This is a genomic window from Hyphomonas sp. ske169 (genome assembly GCF_056850855.1).
The window spans coordinates 1,347,712-1,365,584 of the sequence record NZ_CP096146.1 but is presented as its reverse complement, the minus strand read 5'-3'; the positions used below and the strand labels follow the sequence as shown (position 1 = coordinate 1,365,584).

Here is a 17,873-nt window from a genome sequence, read left to right as displayed (position 1 = left end):
TGCAAGTCTTTGTCAGCCTCGGGCTGTGGATCAGGCTTGATCGTGGCCAGCGAGGCGATCGAAGACAGCATTTTTGACCCGTTCGATTTCCTCGCCCATGTCGCGATCGCCTTTGTCGAGCGCCTTTTTGACTTTGCGATAGGCGTGAAGAACGGTTGTGTGATCTTTCTTTTTGTAAGCTGTCGCAATCTGCGGGAATGACTTATCGGTCATCACGCGCGACAGATACATGGCGACCTGGCGCGGATGGCAAATTGTGCGGACTTTACTGGCGCTCTCAATGTCGGTTTTTGAAATCCGATAGAGATCCATACAAGTGCGCTTAATGTCATCGAGCGTCGGCGTCCGCGGCTCACCCGCGATGCGGCGGATGACGGTTTCCAGCATTTCTGGCGTTGGGGCAAGTTCGCCATAGCCGGTTTCGAGCTGCAGGCTCCAGAGGACACCGCATAGCTCACGTCCGGCGCCGCGCACAGTGGCGATGATGCGCTCAACCATCGCATCTGTGAGCGCGAAATTCGGTGTGTCTTTTGCGATCAGGTCGACATGCCGGCGAATAATCGCTTTGCGCATTTCATTGTCTGGCATCGCGACTTCGACAGAGGCCGCGCCTTTGATCTCACCGGCGAGCTCTTTTGACAGACCGACCATGTCGCCCGGCGCCGCATCAGCCGTGATGATCACATGGCCGCCCATAGAGGTGACCGCCCGCAGCGCGCCAAAGAAGGCTTTGTCGGTTTTCGCTTTGCCAGCGATCCAATGCAGATCGTCAATCAATAGAAGATCGTTCTGCTTCACATAGGCTTGCAGCGCGCTGGTATCGCCAGACCGCGAGTCATTCACAAACCGGGTCATGAATTCTTCGGCAGAAATATAAGCGAGACGGCGCTTGTCTCCGCGCAATTGCGCATCAGCTTCAATCGCCTTGAGAATGTGGGTTTTGCCAGTGCCGGGCTGGCCATAGATGACAATCACGCCAGCTGGAATTGGCGCGCCTTTTGCGAGGCGTTTGCCGAGACCGACGGCGCGTGCGTTGGACGGACCTGAGACCAGCGTCGCGAATGTCATCGCGTGGTCGAGATCCAAAGCTTCATACTCAGCCTGGACATCATCCGTTTCGGCAACAGCCTGCGCGTCTTCGCTCAGCCAAGGGTCGCCCACTACATCGCGGACGTCTTCAGGGACCCGGCCCCAAAGCTCAAACTTCAATCGGCGGTTTTTCGGATCCAGCTTCAGCCACGCTTGTTGCAGTGGCCGCGCGAAATCCGATGTTACACGATCAAGGGTGAGTTGATCAGGTGCCGCAATCACAATTGACTTATTAACTTCCGCGACAAAGCGAATGGCGGTCAGCCATTGCTGCGCGTTGCCTGGCTTGGTTTCCGCTTCGACAGCTTCGAGCGATTTCGACCAGATTGCTTTTGCACCTTGATGAGCAACGGTGTCTCCCGTTTTGGGTGCAGCCTTCTGCCCATCAACCCCATGCGTCAGCCCCATCAGATGTTCCTTTCTTAGAATTCTTTTTTTGTTCATCTTGGTGACCGAACGGAACAGACACGCCCTCTGATCAGGCTTTTACAAACCTGCCCCAAATACGCTGTGCACAGAGGACATTCCGTCGATAAAGATAGTTAACCAGAGACGGATTTTCGTGGCAACTGAAGAAACCCTATCATGCTCGTGAGAGTCCCGGTTGACTCGTCGAAAGCCCTTGAAGAATCACACAAAAAAAAGGAAAAAAAGATCGGCTTGACAGGTTTCAACCTATTGCGGTGACAGTGTATTCAAGCTTTGTTCTGTCAACGCTAAAAACGCGCTTTCCCTGTGGATTTTTCAATAATGAGACACTGGGTAATTTTCGACACGAACGCAAATGAAAAGCCCGCATGGCGAGGCCAGCGGGCTATGCAATTCTATCAGTATAGAAACGGCTAAAAAACCGCTTAGGCCATCGCTTTGACGCGTGCAGAAAGACGCGAAACTTTGCGCGATGACGTATTCTTGTGAATGACGCCTTTACCAGCTGCGCGCATAATTTCTGGCTGCGCTGCTTTCAAGGCCTCAGAAGCGGCGGCTTTGTCACCGGACTCAATCGCTTCTTCAACTTTGCGAACAAATGAGCGCATCCGAGAGCGGCGCGCTTTGTTCACTTCGGTGCGCGTTGCGATTTTGCGCACCATCTTTTTGGCTGATTTCGTGTTCGCCATCTAAAACTCCTTTGGTCGCCCTATCTGGCGAAGAGGCGCTAAGTACAGAATGCACCTCGCTGCGTCAACCGCTGCATGCGGTGTTCGTGTAGAATCTGCTGACTCTTTTAATATGCGGCTGAAAGGTGGCGCCTATTGATTTTTGAAATGCGCCTGACGCTTTTCAACAAAGGCTTCCATGCCTTCTTTCTGATCCTCAGTCGCGAACAGCGAATGAAACAGCCGGCGTTCGAACATCACGCCCTGGCTGAGCGGGGTTTCGTAAGCGGCATTGACCATTTCTTTGGTCAGCATCGCCGCCGCGCGCGGCATTGACGCAATCTTTTTGGCGACGGCTTTGGCTTCTTCAACCAAATCATCGACGGGCAAGACCCGTGAAACAAGGCCGCAGCGCTCAGCTTCTTCGGCATCCATCATGCGGCCCGTCAGGCACATTTCCATTGCCTTTGACTTGCCCGCAAAGCGCGTCAGGCGCTGCGTGCCGCCTGCGCCAGGTGAGACGCCGATTGTGATTTCTGGCTGACCAAACTTCGCCTTCTCGCCCGCCAGAATGAAATCGCACATCATCGCAAGCTCGCATCCACCGCCAAGCGCATAGCCGTTGACGGCGGCGACGAGCGGCTTTCGCGTCCGCGCGGCGCGTTCCCAATTGCTGGTAATGAAGTCGCGATAATAAGCTTCCATATAAGAAAGCTCGCGCATCTCTTTAATATCGGCGCCTGCGGCAAAGGCCTTTTTGGAGCCAGTGATCACGATGCAGCCAATTTCAGGGTCGGTGTCAAACCGGTCAAGCGCCGCGGTCAACTCATCCATGAGTTGGTTATTAAAAGCATTCATTGCGTCTGGACGGTTCAAAGTGATGACCGCCACTGCGCCATCGACCTCGGTTAAGAGTGTTTCGTAGGCCATGGAAATCCCAGCTATCCTTATTTTGCCCAAGTCTACCGCTTTTGGCGGCAACCCATTCTTCGGTCGGTGTAGATTATATTGGGCTAAGCGTCGATAGCGCGAGTCAGACTGGCAATCGTGAGCAGTCGGCCCAGGATCTTAATGCTTGGTTACTGCGCCGGCCTCCAAATCTAAGGAAAGGGTTAAAAGCCGCTCAACACTAGGTTGATAGAAGTATTAATCAATTAGAACGTGGACTGGAATCAGAATGATAAATGATCCTAAATCTAATTCAGCTTCGACTCGTAAAATAAAGTCGCCTCGATCTATTTTATTAGAGACCGGGCAAGCGGCGTTTAAACTGATTATGCAACACCGAAGTTTAGCAGAACCAAAAGCCTATTCGGTCTGGTATACATATGCCGCCCAAAGCCATCCATCGCTGAATGAGGAGCTCGATGAAATCCTCGCAGAGAATGGCGGGATTAGCGCGGTTGAAATCCACCAGCTGTTCGATGCTCACCTGAAAGACCGTGCCGCGAGCGAGCACAGTTTGGAAACGATTAGCCGGGCGATTGAGGACAAAGTTGCAGGCGCACAATCGCTGGTTACCGAAGCGATCTCAAGCACGGATGAATATGTCTCATCCTTGAACCGGGCCAAGCAACAGCTTCCATTCGATTCCACGCGCGAACAGATCGTTGGCGCAATTGAAGGCATCATTGAACAAGGCGAAGCGTCTAAAAAGTCTGCGCTAGGGGTTCAGACCGCGCTACAAAGCACGCACGGGGAAATCTCTAAGCTCAGTTCAAGAGTCGGGAAACTTCGCGAAAACCTGATGCGCGACACCGTTACTGAACTGATCAATCGCCAAAGCTTTGTCAGCCTTCTTGAAGAGAAATCGAGCGAGGCGCTCGCCAATGGCTATTCGCTGACAGTGCTCGTTCTCAGCCTGAAAAATGTTCAAGCTCTGAATGAGAGTGCGGGCATGGATATATCAGAATTCATCGTCAAATCCGTTTCGGAGATCATCGCCAAAGCGACGGGCGATAAAGGTGTCTGCGCCCGGTTCTCCGGCACCGTCTTTGCCATTGTCCTTCCGCGATCGGCCTATGGGGATGCCAGCAAAGTCGCGCGCGCAATAACAGATGAGCTCGATATCTTTAAGCTCATGAAGAAACCGAGCGATACGCTGGTCGGTTACATAAAATGTTCGATTGGCGGCTCATCTTTGCGCCCGGGCATTGAACCCGACGATCTCATCAAACTCGCCACCGAACAGGCCCAGCAGGGCAAGTCTTCAGATCAGAATACGATTAAGTTCGACCTGAAGAACCAACAAGCCGCCTAGAGACTGTTTTTGAGGCGATAGATCAGATCCAACGCGTCGCGCGGGGTTAGCGCGTCGGGATCAATCGTGTCCAATAGATCGATCGCGGGGTGCGGGTCGACCTGATCGCTGGCCTCGGTCTCATCAATCGCGGCCGCGAATAGCGGGAGTGTTTCAACCGCGTCAGGCGCGGCTTCTAGTTTCTTTAAAACCTGCTCGGCTCGGCGCACCGCGCGCCCGGGCAAGCCCGCGAGTTTGGCAACTTGTACGCCGTAAGACCGGTCTGCAGGCCCTGGATGAACATCGTGTAGGAAGACGAGCTCGTCTTTCCATTCTTTGGCGCGGAGAGAAAGATTGGTGGCGGCGGGCAACTCCTCAGCGAGCCCTGTCAGCTCATGATAATGCGTCGCGAACAGAGCTCGGCATTTATTCGTATTGTGCAAATGCTCAACCGCAGCCCAGGCAATGGCGAGGCCATCATAAGTGGACGTCCCTCGTCCCACTTCATCTAAGATGACGAAGGACTGTTCTGTGGCTTGGGTCAGGATGGCGGCGGTTTCGACCATTTCGACCATAAAGGTCGAGCGCCCACGCGAGAGATCGTCACTGGCGCCGACGCGAGAAAACACGCGGTCCGCAAGCCCGAGCGTTAACTGGCGCGCCGGAACATATAGTCCTGCCTGAGCCAGAATTACGGCCAGGCAGGCTTGCCGCAAATAGGTTGATTTACCGGCCATGTTGGGGCCTGTGACCAGCGCTAAGCGCGGGCCGTCTGAGCCTGTCGCATCGAGCAAAGTGTCATTTGCGGTAAAGCCATCGCCTTGTTTGCGAAGGGCGGCCTCCACCACGGGGTGACGTAAGCCTTCGGCACGGAAGACGGGGTCACTCGCAAGTGTTGGGCGAACCGCTTGGCATTCATGCGCCCATTCGGCGTTCGCGTTGGCTGTATCAAGCTCGGCGAGTGCGAGCGCGGCGGCATTGAGCGGATCGGAAAGTGTTTCAATCCGTTGGCAGAATGCCTCGAACACCGCGAGCTCGCGTCCCTTCGCAATATCATCTGCGCGCGAAATTTTGCCCGCCAACTCGGACAGTTCCGCGGTTGAGAAGCGGACATTTGAAGCCAGGGTCTGACGATGAATGAAGGTCTCAGCCAGTGGCGCTTGCATCATCGGATCGGCGTGACGCGCTGGCACATCAATGAAATAACCGAGCACATTATTGAATTTGATTTTTAACGCGCCGATGCCGGTTTGCTCTGCATATCGCGATTGCAGTTCAGCGATGATCTGACGGCTATCAGATTTGAGCGACCGGGCTTCATCGAGCGCGGCGTCCCAACCATCGGCCACAAATCCGCCATCGCGCGCGAGCGTCGGGAGATCGTCGCTGAGCGCCTGTGTCAGATCAGAGGTCAGGGCCGCAAGATCGGGCTGATTGGACAGGGTGAGCGCCGCCAATGCGGCCTCGATCAGGCCGGGTGGATTGGTTTGGGCACGCGCGGTTTCAGCGACAGCGGCTTCACCCGCCTTTAGCGCTGCCCCAATCGCAGCCAGATCCCGAGGTCCGCCGCGCCCCAATCGAATGCGAGAGCGGGCACGCTCTAAGTCCGGTGCGCTTTTCAGGCGCTTGCGGATGGCCTCTCGCAAGTGTTCATTGGCGAGGAAGTACTCAACCGAGTCATAGCGCTCTGTGATCACGCCTGGATCGGTTTCGGGCCGCGCTAGCCGGGAGGCCAAAAGCCGCGCGCCGGGCGAGGTCAGGGTGCGATCCACAGTGTCGAGCAGCGTGCCTTGCCGCGCGCCGTTTAGGGCAATGTCGATCTCCAGGCTCGCGCGCGTGGCTGGATCGATGCTGAGCGCGCTCGACTTCGCGTTCCGCTTGGGCGGATCGAGCCGGATGTCAGCACCTGCTTGCGTCAGCGAGAGATAGTCGAGGAGCAAGCCGCATGCGCTAAGCTCGCTCTTTGAGAAGCTTCCAAAAGCATCAAGCGCCGCGACTTTGAAGGCGTCCTTTAGCAGGCGCTCTCCGGACTTTGCCGAGGCGGCGCTGTTTGGGCGATAGGTGAGCGGCAGTTTTAGCGCCTCGTTGGCAATGCCAATCAATGGCCGTTCTGCGTCGCGTTCCGTGATCAGCAATTCCCGGATCGGCAAGGCGCCAAGGGTTTCCGATAAAACCTCAGGTGCGAAAGCCAGCACTTCAAAATATCCGGTTGAGACGTCACAGGCCGCCAATGCTGCGTCGGCACCACCTGCGCCAAACACCACCGCAACAAGCGCCTGGGCTTGGCGTGCGGGGAGCAGGCTCTCTTCGGTAATCGTACCAGGGGTCACGATACGCACAATTTCGCGATTGACGATCGCTTTTGAGCCCCGCTTTTTGGCTTCGGCGGGGCTTTCGGTCTGTTCACAGACGGCGACCCGCTCTCCGGATTTGATCAAGCGCGCAAGATACCCCTCTGCAGCGTGATAGGGCACGCCTGCCATGGGGATCGGTTCGCCATCATGTTCGCCCCGTGAGGTCAGCGTGATGTCTAAAATCTCGGCGGCGCGAACAGCGTCTTCAAAGAACAATTCATAAAAGTCGCCCATCCGAAAAAACAGAAGTGCATCCTCATGACGCGCTTTAATGGCGAGATATTGCGCCATGAAGGGCGTCGGCGCCTTGGGTGTTTTCACAGGTTTAGCGGTGTCGGGCACAGTCTTGCGAATCCTTCAAGAGGCATCTCGAATAAAGCAATCACAAACGCTTGTCCCCCCTTGCGGACAGGCTTATGAGGCTCCACAAAATTTAAAAGCCTCGAAAGGCGATTCGATCATGACCACCAAGCGTCCAAGCTTCACCGATCAAGAAGCGCTTGATTTTCACGCTCACCCGGTACCCGGCAAAATCTCAATGATGCCAACCAAGCCAATGCAGACGCAGCGCGATCTGTCTTTGGCCTACAGTCCTGGTGTTGCGGTGCCCGTCGAAGCAATCGGGGAGGACGAAGACCTCGCCTATGATTACACGGCCAAAGGCAACACTGTAGCGGTGATCTCAAACGGAACCGCCATCCTTGGTCTAGGCGATCTCGGGGCGATGGCCTCAAAGCCCGTCATGGAAGGTAAATCAGTCCTGTTCAAACGGTTCGCAGACATCGATAGTTTCGATGTCGAAGTGCAAACCAAGGACGTGGACGAGTTCTGTACGGTCGTGCGCAATATCGGCGCGACCTGGGGTGGGATCAATCTCGAAGACATCGCCTCGCCGGAGGCTTTTATTATTGAACAGCGCCTGCGGGACGAACTCGATATTCCTGTTTTCCACGATGATCAGCATGGTACGGCGATCATCGCAGCGGCTGGCATCATCAATGCCTGCGCGATCACCGGACGCCGCTTAGAAGACTTGAAAGTCGCCGTCTCTGGCGCCGGCGCTGCCGGTCTATCCGTCGCAGGACTGATCCGGCATCTCGGGGTCAAAGCCGAGAATATCCTAATGGCCGATAGTTCCGGCATTCTTTATGAAGGCCGGACTGAGAAAATGGATCAGTTCAAGTCGGCATTCACGGTGAAGACTGAGAAACGCACCTTGGCGGAAGCCATGGAAGGCGCCGATTGTTTCCTTGGTCTTTCAGTCAAAGGTGCGGTCAATCAGGACATGGTCAAATCAATGGCCAAGGATCCGATTATCTTCGCGATGGCGAACCCGGATCCGGAAATCCGACCCGAGGAAATCAAAGCCGTGCGTGGTGATGCGATTATTGCGACCGGCCGTTCTGATTACCCAAACCAGGTCAATAATGTGCTCGGTTTCCCTTATATTTTCCGCGGCGCGCTCGACGTCCGTGCCCGCGGGATCAATGAAGAAATGAAAGTCGCCGCAGCGCGCGCTTTGGCTGAACTGGCCCGTGAAGACGTGCCCGATGAAGTGGCCGCCGCCTATCACGGCGCCCGCCCGCAATTTGGCCGCGACTATATCATCCCGACGCCGTTTGACCCGCGTCTGATCAGCTTTATTCCGCCATTCGTTGCGCAGGCCGCGATGGACACCGGCGTCGCGCGTAAGCCGATTGCGGATATGGAAGAGTATCGCCATTCCTTGGCGCGCCGGCTCGACCCAACTGCATCGTTCCTGCAAGGGGTTCAATCTGCAGTTCGTCGCGATCAAAAACGGATCGTCTTTGCCGAAGGCGAGGAACCGCAAGTCGTCCGGGCCGCTTGGACGTTCAAACAGCAAGGACTGGGGCACCCGGTCCTGATCGGGCGGGAAGCGCAAGTTGAGCGGACGATGAAGCAAATGGGTGTGCCAGAAGGGGCACTGGAAATCATCAATGCGCGCCTATCAGACCGCAATGCTGACTATACGGATTATCTCTATGGCCGCTTGCAGCGCCGCGGATACCTGAAGCGCGATGCGCAACGGCTGGTCAATCAAGACCGGAACGTTTTCGGCTGCTGCATGCTCGCCCATGGTGATGCCGACGGCATGGTGACTGGTGTGACCCGGAATTATGATGTGTGTCTGACAGACGTGCGTTTATCACTCGACCCACTACCAGACTCCGACGTGATCGGCATGTCGATGGTGATCAATCGCGGGAAAACGATCTTCATCGCCGATACCAGCGTCAATGAGTTGCCAGATGGCGAGCAGCTGGCTGGGATCGCCAAAGAAGCTGCAAATGCTGTAAAACGCCTTGGATTTACGCCGCGTGTCGCGTTCCTGTCCTATTCGACCTTTGGCAACCCGATGGGCGAGCGCGCTGAAAAAGTTCGCGACGCCGTCTCGATCTTGGATGCCTGTGGTGATTGCGATTTTGAATATGAAGGCGACATCGCAGCAGACGTTGCGCTGAACCCGATGCACAAAGTGCTGTATCCATTCTCACGCTTATCTGGCGAAGCGAACGTATTGGTTATGCCGGCCATCCACTCAGCGTCGATTTCGACCAAATTGCTGGAAGGGATGTCGCGTGCGACGATCATCGGACCCGTCCTACTCGGCATGTCCAAGTCCGTTCAGATCGCCTCTCTCGGCGCCACGGTGAACGATATTGTCAATCTGGCTACGGTTGCGGCTTTCGACATTGACCGGGTTGGGTCTTAGTCGGCCGAACTTGCGATTTGCTGGTTCAGAATAAGGCTTTCTGAAGCGTCTTTGGTTCTCGATTGGCGGATCCATTCGAGGACACAAAGCACCACCGCGATACCGCCAAGCCAGAAGGTCAGAACGAAAACATTGTAGAATCCGTCTGATTCCATCAGTTCGCCCAACCAGGCGCGGCCAAGTGTTCCCAGCAGCATTGTGAGCGAAACCAGGAGCGCATACTGCATCGTTGCGAACCGCGGGTTCACGATGCTGGTTAGATATGCGGTTATCGCTACGAGCGCCAGGCCGCCCGCAATGTTCTCAGCGAATATTGTCAGCATCAAGCGCGCCATGCGCTGTCCTTGATCAGGCGGGATGGCCACTTCTTCCGGCTGCATAACGGCGGCCCATTCTGCGAACGCAATGAGGGGAACGTCCAATCGGGTTAGGGCGAGGAATGCATCTACATAAGCGCCGCCTGCAGCAAGATCTGCATAAAGAAGATTAGTGACCGCTGCGACGATAGCGCCGATAAAAAGGATCGGCATTCGCCCCAGAACGGTGATCAATGCAGCGCCGAGAAAGGCTCCAAATATGGTGGCAATCACGCCAGAGAATTTCGACGCGATGGCCACATCGTCGAGTGAATGCCCCAGCGCACCATAATTCTCGCCAAGATAGAAGGCATAGGCAAGCGAGCCCCATACGGCATCTGTAAAACGGTACATCAACGCCAAGCCGATAACCAGAATGATGCCCCATCTGAGCCGTACGAGCAGATCCATCAGGGGATCAAAAATAGCTCGAAACAAGACGCCTTGAAACGCTATCGTTTTGTTCGGCGCTGCCGCTCCGACACGGATTGATGAGGGCTTGCCGTTTTGAGTGAATACCAACCAAGCTGAAGTTATCGTGGGCACAAGAACCGTGAGCGAGACGATCAACCACCCTTGATTGCGGACAAATAAGCGCGCGCTTGAGCCTTCGGGATCGCTCACAAATGAGATCAAGAAATTGCCGATTAGCGCAAACGCAACCAGCCAACTCAGCGCGACAATAGCAACTCCGAAATTGACCAAGTTTTGCGGTAAACTGGGTTGGAAGCTGATATGTTCATAGCTGCCATCTTCCGCCGTTTTCGTCGCTTTTGGCTCGGGGGCCAGTAAGCTGCCGATGATGCAAAGTGCCATAAACACCGCGATCATGAGATAAACATTCACCCATCCGATCCGGGCGGCAAGGATGAGCGCGAGAAAGCCGCTGACAAACCCGCCAGCCTTGTAGCCGAATTGATATAGCGCCGACATAAGGTCTTTGTCTTCTTCTGACTCTGCAACTTCGATCCGCCAGGCATCGAGGATCAGGTCATGGGTCGGAGAGAGTAATGTAATGACGAATGCAATTACGGTGACCAGGCCGATATTTTGAGCCGGATTGGAAAACGCGAGCACCATTAGCGCAACTGAGATCGCTGCTTGCAAAAACAGCAACCACGACCGGCGCCCCCCGATCCGTAAGAAGGGAAGCTGTTTGGCGCGTTGGAAGCCTGGTGCCCAGAGATACTTAAACGCGTATCCCATGGTTCCGAGGCCTATCGCCCCGATAACCGCTGGACCGACACCTTCTTCCGTAAGCCACGCGGTCAGTACCCCTAGTACCGCACCATAGGGAAGACTTGCAGCGAATGAGAGAATGACCATCGCGGCCATTTTCCGGTCATTTAGCGACTTGAACGCGCGGAGCAGCCTAGACTCAGACCGTGTGGTGTCCGCCGTCGCCTCGCTCACGCAGCGCCTGCTTGAGATGATAGGCCGACCCATTTGAAGGCGAGTTGGCGGAGGGCTTCGGCTTCAAGCGGTTTTGCCGCAACGCCGTCCGCGCCGGCTTTGCGGGCGCGCTGTTCAATTTCCGGATTGATTTCTGCCGACACCGCAATCACCGGCGTCTTAATGCCGTTTGCTCGGAGGCGTCGCGTCGCTTCAAAACCGTCCATGATGGGCATCCTTAAATCCATCAAAATCAAGTCTGGACTGATTTGCTCGACGGCGTCGAGGGCCTCTCGCCCAGTTGTTGCCACCGTGACGGTGAATCCTGACGATTCCAAGGCGCGTTGCGCGATCAGTGTATTAATTGGATTGTCATCGGCGATCAGGACGCGGCCGCTCTTAGACCCCTCAGTTTCTTCGGGCGGACTATTCTCGCCCGAAATGGCAAGCCCGGTTCGGTCTACCACAGACGCCGCGCGTAGCGGCCGAACGAGCCAACCGGAGGCGCCCATTTTGCGGAACCTTGGCATTTCTGCGCGGTCTTCTTGGCGCAGAATGATCAGCACTGGGGCGAATTTGCACAAGACTTGAAGCGTGGCTTGGGGAAGGTCTGCGCTCGCAAAAATGAGATCCGCATTGACTGAAAGCGCGGCTTCTGGCGGCGCCACATTCAAAACTGTTGCTCCTGCCCGCGTCAGGGCTTCTGTCACTGCAAGTGTGCTAGCCGCCGGCAATCCTACCAGCGCGATCCGGCCTTCGATGGGGTCGTTCGCCGCATAGTCGAGATTGCTGGCTTCGCTAGCAAATGGAATTTGAACGCGGAAGCGGGTCCCTAATCCGACGGTGCTGGTGACCGAGATGTCGCCGCCAAGCGCCTCACAAATGCGCTGTACGATGGCTAGGCCAAGCCCGACGCCGCCATCTTTTTGGGCGTCTTCATGGCTGACCTGTTGAAACGCTTTGAACAAATCGGCCTGTCCCTGCTCCGAAATGCCAGGGCCGGTATCGTAGATGTCGACGGTGAGTGTGCCGTTCTCATGAGACAGGTCGACAAGGATGCCGCCAGTCTCGGTAAATTTGATCGCATTGCCGATAAGATTGAACAGGATTTGGCGGGTCTTTCCGGCATCTCCGCGCAGTGTGAGTCCGCGATCGATCCGGCAGCGCAGCGCAATATCAAGGCCGTGGGCATGCGCTTTTGGCGACAAGAGTTCGACCACTTCTCGCGCCAGAGCGCTGGGTCGAAAAACTTCCGAGGAGAGCGCAATAGAGCCAGAATCGAGGCGCGCGAAATCGAGAATATTGTTGAGCAAATCTAACAATCGCTCGCCCGAGTTTTGGATCGCGTCGGCATACTCACGCTGGGCGGGAGAGAGCTCAGTTTCGAGTAGCAAGGAAACGGTTCCGAGGATGCCGTTCAACGGCGTTCGGATTTCATGACTGGTTGTGGCCAAGAAAGACTGTTCCGGGCTTAGTTTTGCAGACTCATCACTCATTCAGCCAGCATGACATAAGCTGCTGAGGATTTGCTTAATTTCGCCGCTTAATATGCCAGCGCATTTGGCCGGTTTGTTTGTAATTCCTGTGCAGGTCGGCGACGATAGGACAGCGCTTCAGCGACATGCACCCGTTTGACCTGTGTGGCGCCATCCAGGTCAGCAATGGTGCGCGCGACTTTCAAGACCCGGTGATAAGACCGCGCGGAGAGGCCGAGCTTGACCGCCGCATCGGCAATCAGAGCCTGCCCAGAGGCATCCGGGAGCGCGTGCTTTTCTAGTAGATCACCCGTCGCATCGACATTTAGGGCGCGGGCGTGATTGTGATCCTCGAGTTCCTCATATCGAGCTTGTTGAGCCTCTCGAGCTTGAGCAACCCGCTTTGCGACATCAGCGCTGCCTTCGGTGCTTGGCGGGAGGATTAAGTCGATGGCCGTGACGGGCGGGGTGTCGAAGAACAGGTCAATCCGGTCGAGGAATGGACCGGAGAGCCGCGCTTGATAGTGTTCCGCGCATTTTGGGCCTTTGCGGCAGGCGCCATCGCCATGCCCGCCGCCGCAGCGACAGGGATTCATCGCGGCGATGAGTTGAAAGCGAGCCGGATATTGGACGTGCCGGTTGGCGCGCGATATTGTGACGACGCCATCTTCGAGCGGCTGGCGCAGGCTGTCCAAGACCTGGGCGGAGAATTCCGGCAATTCGTCCAAGAACAATACGCCATGATGAGCGAGTGAGATTTCACCGGGCCGAGCGCGCACGCCGCCGCCGACCAATGCCGCCATCGAGGCGGAATGATGCGGCGCGCGGAAAGGGCGCTCACGAGAGAGTTGTCCGCGCTCCAGCAGTCCCGACACCGATTGGATCTGGGACACATCGAGAAGTTCCCGGGCGGATAAAGGCGGTAACAGACCGGGCAACCGCTTGGCGAGCATGGACTTTCCTGATCCCGGCGGGCCGCAAAAAAGGAGATTGTGACCGCCCGCCGCTGCGATTTCTAAGACCCGTTTGGCACCTTCTTGGCCGCGAACTTCCCGCAAATCGGGTCCAGTCGTAGAAGCTGGGATCTCACCAGGCGGCGGACAGCTCAGCGGCGCGCGGCCGGTAAAATGGTTGATCAAACTGATCAGGTTCGGTGCGGCGAGATTGCCTTGTCCCGCCCAAGCAGCCTCGGGGCCGCAGACCTCAGGGCAAATCAAGCGCAAATCCATATCGAGGGCTTTAATCGCTGCGGGCAGAGCGCCTAGAGTTGGGCCGAGTTGGCCATCGAGCGATAGTTCCCCAAGCGCCGCATAGCCGTCCAGCATATCCGCCGGAAACAGGCCCATCACCGCCATCACCCCAAGTGCGATCGCAAGGTCATAATGGCTGCCTTCTTTAGGGAGGTCGGCAGGAGCAAGATTTACTGTGATCCGTTTAGGCGGGAGTGCGAGACCGATTGCGCTAAATGCGGCGCGCACACGCTCGCGGCTTTCCGCCACCGCTTTGTCGGGCAAGCCGACAATCATAAAAGCCGGTTGGTTTCCGCCCGCCATATGTACTTGTACATCGACAGGTTTTGCCTCAATGCCTTCAAATGAAAATGTGGTTATGCGTGCGACCATTGCTCCACCCTTTCTAAATACTTCAGTATCAGAAAGATTGGAACAAATAAAGAACGAGCTATATTTTTATTCGAGGCGAATGACCGGCTCGTCGTCTGCGGCTTCGGTTTCGAGCACTTCCGGAATCGCGTTCTCGGCATCCGCAGGCACAATATCTGTCGCGATTTCAGGGATATCCGAGAGGCCATTCGACGCCGATACTTCTGTCGTGAGGTTGAACCCATCCGTACTGGCAGGTGCGTCGCCGGGCAAAGCAAGATTGAACCCGCTTGTATCGGCTTGGGCCCCAGTACCCATTTCGGTTGGCAATCCGAGATTGAAGCTACCGCCAACATCAGCTGCCGCATTTGTTTCTTCAGCAGGTTGAACGGTCTCTGTTTCTGTTTCCGCGTCTTGCGAGCAGGCAGTCCCTGCAATACCAAGCGCGATTAAAGAGGCGATGGAAAGAGCTTTCATGTTCATGGCTCCTATTGTGGCCGTGCGGCTATTTGTTGGCAAGCTTATCCTGCACAACTTGCCAAAACATTGCCGCTGGATCGCGGCCTGTAAAGTCACGAACTTGTTGGACGCCGGTTGGCGAGGTGTTGTTCACTTCTGTGAGGCGTCCGCCAATCACATCAATTCCAACCAGAACCTGTCCGCGCGCCTTTAGGTCTGGGCCGATGGCGGCGCAGATGGCGAGGTCTGCCTCGCTCAGCTCGCTCGGTTCTGCGGTGCCGCCGACGGCTAGATTAGATCGAGCGTGGCCCTTCAGAGGCACACGATTAAAGCCGCCGACCGCTTCACCATTGATCAAAATGATTCGTTTGTCGCCATCTGCGACCGCCGGGAGAAAGGCTTGAACGATCAGCGGCTCGCGCGTGCGTCCGAGGAAGAGTTCGATCAGCGCGCCGAAATTACTATCATCTGGTTTCACCCGGAACACATCGCCGCCGCCAAATCCGTAAAGAGGTTTGACGATCACGTCTTTATGATCGGCTCGGAACGCCGCGATTTCCGTGGTATCGCGCGAAATCAGAGTGGGCGGCATAAACTCAGGCACTAAAAGCGGGTAGAGCTTTTCAGGGCCCGACCGCACGTGGGTGGGGTCATTCATCACCAATGTGTCTGGCGCGAGCAATTCGAGCAGGTGACAGGCGGTAATATAAGCCATGTCAAAGGGCGGATCTTGCCGCATCAATACGACATCAACGTCTTCTCTTAGATCAAGCGAGATGCGGTCTTTGAAAAGCGCGGGCGTTCCCGGAACGCGCTGAACCGTCATCGGACGGGCATATGCGGTGATGCGCCCTTCACGATAAGAGAGATTTTCGGGCTGATACTCAAACAGCTCAGCGCCAATCTTTTGCGCGGCTTCGGCAAGCGCGAAAGTCGTATTCGACTCAACGACCGCGGTTTCGAGTGGATCGGTTTGGATCGCAACGCGCAAGCTCATGGCAGCTCCTCAATCTGGCGTCGCCTATATGAGGATAAAGTCCGCGATTGCAAAGAATTAGATTGTGAAAGCTGGGTTTAGCTGCCGGGGCCACCAAGCAGCTCGCCATTGTCAAAGTCTGCGGGCGCACCGGGTGTGTAGGGCACGATTTCACCGCGCTCATTGCGCAATCTGACATACGAAACGACTTGGTTGACCCCGCCGACAATGCTGGCTTCTTCCGCGGCTTTTTCTAGCTCTTCTGCAGAGCGCGCGATGCCCAGCAAATAGACCGTGCCGCCATAGGTCTCGACATTGAAATTGCTGGCTTGCACAGAGGAGGAGCCAAGGAGACGCGCCCGCACGCGGGTCGAGATCAGCTCGTCTGAGGCGTTCGCGAAAAAGCCGCCTGGCGACTCGATCCGGACCTCGTTTGCAACATCCGCGGCGCGCTTGACTGACCAGGCAATGCTTTCGGCTTTGAGGCGCAATTCCGGCGTTTGAACACGACCCGATAGCAGGACCAGGCCCGCGGCCACTTCAACATCAACCTCGCCCATGCCGCCGTGCGCAAGGAGGCGTGACTTGATTTCGTTTGAAACAGCAGCGTCATCCAGAGCTTCGCCAAATGAGCGTTCCTGCGTTGCTGTAACAGCTGTTGCGCCCGCGGCGCCAACAATCGCGGTCGCGCATCCGCTCAGACCCGGCAGCAGGCAAAGAAGGCTTAGACTGGCAAGAGTACGGGACATGATCAGATCTCCTTCAATAACGGCATGCTCGAATCATCCCGCTCAATTAGGGGAGGGATAGGGCGATAATGCGGCGTCAATCAAGGGCGCCAGAAATCACGATAATGTTTCGGAAATGAACGTGGCGTGATTGCAACGAGATCATAGCGCCAATCCAACTGGGCAATCTTTGTCTGACGCGAAGCCCACACCTCTGCCGCTGCCGCAATCCGCAACCAATTTCTTTGCGGGACAGAAGATGCGGCGACATCCGTCGTCGGACGCTGCTTCACCTCAATCAGCGCCAGCACTGACCCACGCTTCGCGATAAGGTCGATCTCACCCACTTTGCATTTAAACCGGCTTGCTAAGATCTGATAGCCTTTTAGGCGCAGCCAGACGGCGGCAAAGGTTTCCGCCCGGCGACCTCTTCGTTCTGCTCCCCGGCGATCCCGATTAGCCATCCTTCAAGGCGAGGGCGCGCTGATAGATCTGCCGTTTGGGCAGATCAAACAGGTCAGCGATTTCTGTGGCTGCCTGTTTGACCGGCTGAGTTGCCAGCGCTTGGCGCAGCGCGTCATCAATGGTGTCTTGATCGGCCTCAACTTTTATCGGTGGTCCAATCAGGATGACGATCTCGCCCTTGGGTGGACCATTCTCAGCATAATGCTCAGAGAGCGATTTGAGCGAGCCGCGTTTTGTCTCTTCGAATAATTTTGTCAGCTCGCGGCAGACCGCCGCCTCTCGCGCGCCGCCTAGGGTTTCTGTTGCTGCTTGTAAGCAGTCCACCAATCGCGGTCCGGATTCGTAGAAGACGAGCGTGCTTGGCACGGCAGCCAAGGCGCTGAGGGCGCTTTTTCGCGCACCGGCTTTCGGCGGCAAGAACCCGCAAAACATGAACCGGTCGCTGGCGAGGCCGCTCGCGACTAAGCCTGCCAGCAGAGCGGAGGCGCCCGGAATGGGGAAAACTCTGTGCCCCGCATCCAAGGCGTCGCGCGCGAGTTTCCAACCTGGATCAGAGACCATCGGGGTGCCAGCATCGCTGATCTGCGCGATCACAGCCCCGCTTGACAGTTTTTCTAAGATTTCTGGTCGCCGCTTCGCCCCATTATGGTCATGATAAGGGGTGAGTTTCGCGCGAATATCATACGCATCCATGAGCCGCCGAGCGACCCGTGTGTCTTCCGCCAGGATTTCATCCGCAGCGCGCAACGTGTCGATGGCGCGCAAGGTGATGTCACGCAGATTTCCAATCGGCGTGGCGACGATGTAAAGACCAGGATCGAGCGCTTGCGCAGCCTCGGTCCGAGAATTAGGCTCGTCGGAGTCGCGACTCACTTCGCGATCCTCCTGCGTTGGAAAAAAGGGATTAT

At 56.2% G+C, this 17,873-nt stretch carries 14 protein-coding genes; 2 read left to right on the top strand and 12 right to left on the bottom strand.

Going from position 1 to position 17,873, the window contains the following annotated elements:
* Positions 1-30: 30 nt before the first annotated feature.
* The 3 genes from MY069_RS06495 to MY069_RS06485 all read right to left on the bottom strand — a co-directional run bounded on the left by MY069_RS06495 (position 31) and on the right by MY069_RS06485 (position 3,116).
* Positions 31-1,497, bottom strand: a complete 1,467-nt coding sequence (locus MY069_RS06495; RefSeq protein WP_482796257.1) for a DnaA ATPase domain-containing protein — start codon at positions 1,495-1,497, stop codon at positions 31-33.
* A gap of 446 nt (positions 1,498-1,943) precedes the next feature.
* A complete protein-coding gene (gene rpsT / locus MY069_RS06490; protein WP_482796256.1) occupies positions 1,944-2,207 on the bottom strand; it encodes a 30S ribosomal protein S20 in 264 nt (87 codons plus the stop codon).
* Positions 2,208-2,339: 132 nt separating this feature from the next.
* Entirely contained in the window at positions 2,340-3,116 is a 777-nt protein-coding gene (locus MY069_RS06485) for an enoyl-CoA hydratase (protein ID WP_482796255.1), read from the bottom strand.
* A gap of 346 nt (positions 3,117-3,462) precedes the next feature.
* Between MY069_RS06485 and MY069_RS06480 the strand changes: the two genes are divergently transcribed.
* Positions 3,463-4,446: a diguanylate cyclase domain-containing protein gene (locus MY069_RS06480; protein ID WP_482796254.1), complete on the top strand. Its 984-nt coding sequence runs from the start codon at positions 3,463-3,465 to the stop codon at positions 4,444-4,446.
* Here MY069_RS06480 and mutS read toward each other — a convergent pair.
* Positions 4,443-7,070, bottom strand: a complete 2,628-nt coding sequence (mutS, locus tag MY069_RS06475; protein ID WP_482796685.1) for a DNA mismatch repair protein MutS — start codon at positions 7,068-7,070, stop codon at positions 4,443-4,445. The two genes, MY069_RS06480 and mutS, sit on opposite strands and share 4 nt — an antisense overlap.
* A 169-nt stretch (positions 7,071-7,239) precedes the next feature.
* Here mutS and MY069_RS06470 point away from each other — a divergent pair, with 169 nt between their 5' ends.
* Entirely contained in the window at positions 7,240-9,513 is a 2,274-nt protein-coding gene (locus MY069_RS06470; protein WP_482796253.1) for an NADP-dependent malic enzyme, read from the top strand.
* Here the strand turns inward: MY069_RS06470 and MY069_RS06465 are convergent.
* The 8 genes from MY069_RS06465 to rsmI form a co-directional block, all read right to left on the bottom strand.
* Positions 9,510-11,282 carry an MFS transporter gene (locus MY069_RS06465; protein ID WP_482796252.1) on the bottom strand — a complete coding sequence of 591 codons (1,773 nt, stop codon included), beginning with the start codon at positions 11,280-11,282 and terminating at the stop codon, positions 9,510-9,512. The genes MY069_RS06470 and MY069_RS06465 overlap by 4 nt on opposite strands.
* The gene (locus MY069_RS06460) at positions 11,279-12,757 is read right to left on the bottom strand and encodes a response regulator (RefSeq protein ID WP_482796251.1); all 1,479 of its coding nucleotides are present in this window, start codon (positions 12,755-12,757) and stop codon (positions 11,279-11,281) included. Before MY069_RS06460 ends, MY069_RS06465 begins: the two co-directional genes overlap by 4 nt.
* Before the next feature lie 47 nt (positions 12,758-12,804).
* Positions 12,805-14,358, bottom strand: a complete 1,554-nt coding sequence (locus tag MY069_RS06455) for a YifB family Mg chelatase-like AAA ATPase (protein WP_482796250.1) — start codon at positions 14,356-14,358, stop codon at positions 12,805-12,807.
* Positions 14,359-14,424: 66 nt separating this feature from the next.
* Positions 14,425-14,814: a hypothetical protein gene (locus tag MY069_RS06450; protein ID WP_482796249.1), complete on the bottom strand. Its 390-nt coding sequence runs from the start codon at positions 14,812-14,814 to the stop codon at positions 14,425-14,427.
* Positions 14,815-14,842: 28 nt separating this feature from the next.
* Positions 14,843-15,793 carry a glutathione synthase gene (gshB, locus tag MY069_RS06445; protein ID WP_482796248.1) on the bottom strand — a complete coding sequence of 317 codons (951 nt, stop codon included), beginning with the start codon at positions 15,791-15,793 and terminating at the stop codon, positions 14,843-14,845.
* Between the two features lie 77 nt (positions 15,794-15,870).
* Positions 15,871-16,521 (bottom strand): BON domain-containing protein, encoded by a 651-nt coding sequence (locus MY069_RS06440; RefSeq protein ID WP_482796247.1) that lies wholly within the window; start codon positions 16,519-16,521, stop codon positions 15,871-15,873.
* Positions 16,522-16,601: 80 nt separating this feature from the next.
* Complete coding sequence (locus MY069_RS06435) at positions 16,602-16,964, bottom strand: YraN family protein (RefSeq protein ID WP_482796246.1); 363 nt, start codon at positions 16,962-16,964, stop codon at positions 16,602-16,604.
* The gene (rsmI, locus tag MY069_RS06430; protein ID WP_482796245.1) at positions 16,957-17,838 is read right to left on the bottom strand and encodes a 16S rRNA (cytidine(1402)-2'-O)-methyltransferase; all 882 of its coding nucleotides are present in this window, start codon (positions 17,836-17,838) and stop codon (positions 16,957-16,959) included. Before rsmI ends, MY069_RS06435 begins: the two co-directional genes overlap by 8 nt.
* Positions 17,839-17,873 lie beyond the last annotated feature (35 nt).

Coding starts and splice junctions, on each gene's coding strand:
- MY069_RS06455 (WP_482796250.1), bottom strand. CDS start 14,358: ATGGTCGCACGCATAACCACATTTTCATTTGAAGGCATTGAGGCAAAA.
- MY069_RS06470 (WP_482796253.1), top strand. CDS start 7,240: ATGACCACCAAGCGTCCAAGCTTCACCGATCAAGAAGCGCTTGATTTT.
- MY069_RS06485 (WP_482796255.1), bottom strand. CDS start 3,116: ATGGCCTACGAAACACTCTTAACCGAGGTCGATGGCGCAGTGGCGGTC.
- MY069_RS06440 (WP_482796247.1), bottom strand. CDS start 16,521: ATGTCCCGTACTCTTGCCAGTCTAAGCCTTCTTTGCCTGCTGCCGGGT.
- rpsT (WP_482796256.1), bottom strand. CDS start 2,207: ATGGCGAACACGAAATCAGCCAAAAAGATGGTGCGCAAAATCGCAACG.
- MY069_RS06460 (WP_482796251.1), bottom strand. CDS start 12,757: ATGAGTGATGAGTCTGCAAAACTAAGCCCGGAACAGTCTTTCTTGGCC.
- MY069_RS06495 (WP_482796257.1), bottom strand. CDS start 1,497: ATGGGGCTGACGCATGGGGTTGATGGGCAGAAGGCTGCACCCAAAACG.
- MY069_RS06435 (WP_482796246.1), bottom strand. CDS start 16,964: ATGGCTAATCGGGATCGCCGGGGAGCAGAACGAAGAGGTCGCCGGGCG.
- gshB (WP_482796248.1), bottom strand. CDS start 15,793: ATGAGCTTGCGCGTTGCGATCCAAACCGATCCACTCGAAACCGCGGTC.
- MY069_RS06480 (WP_482796254.1), top strand. CDS start 3,463: ATGCAACACCGAAGTTTAGCAGAACCAAAAGCCTATTCGGTCTGGTAT.
- MY069_RS06450 (WP_482796249.1), bottom strand. CDS start 14,814: ATGAAAGCTCTTTCCATCGCCTCTTTAATCGCGCTTGGTATTGCAGGG.
- mutS (WP_482796685.1), bottom strand. CDS start 7,070: ATGGCGCAATATCTCGCCATTAAAGCGCGTCATGAGGATGCACTTCTG.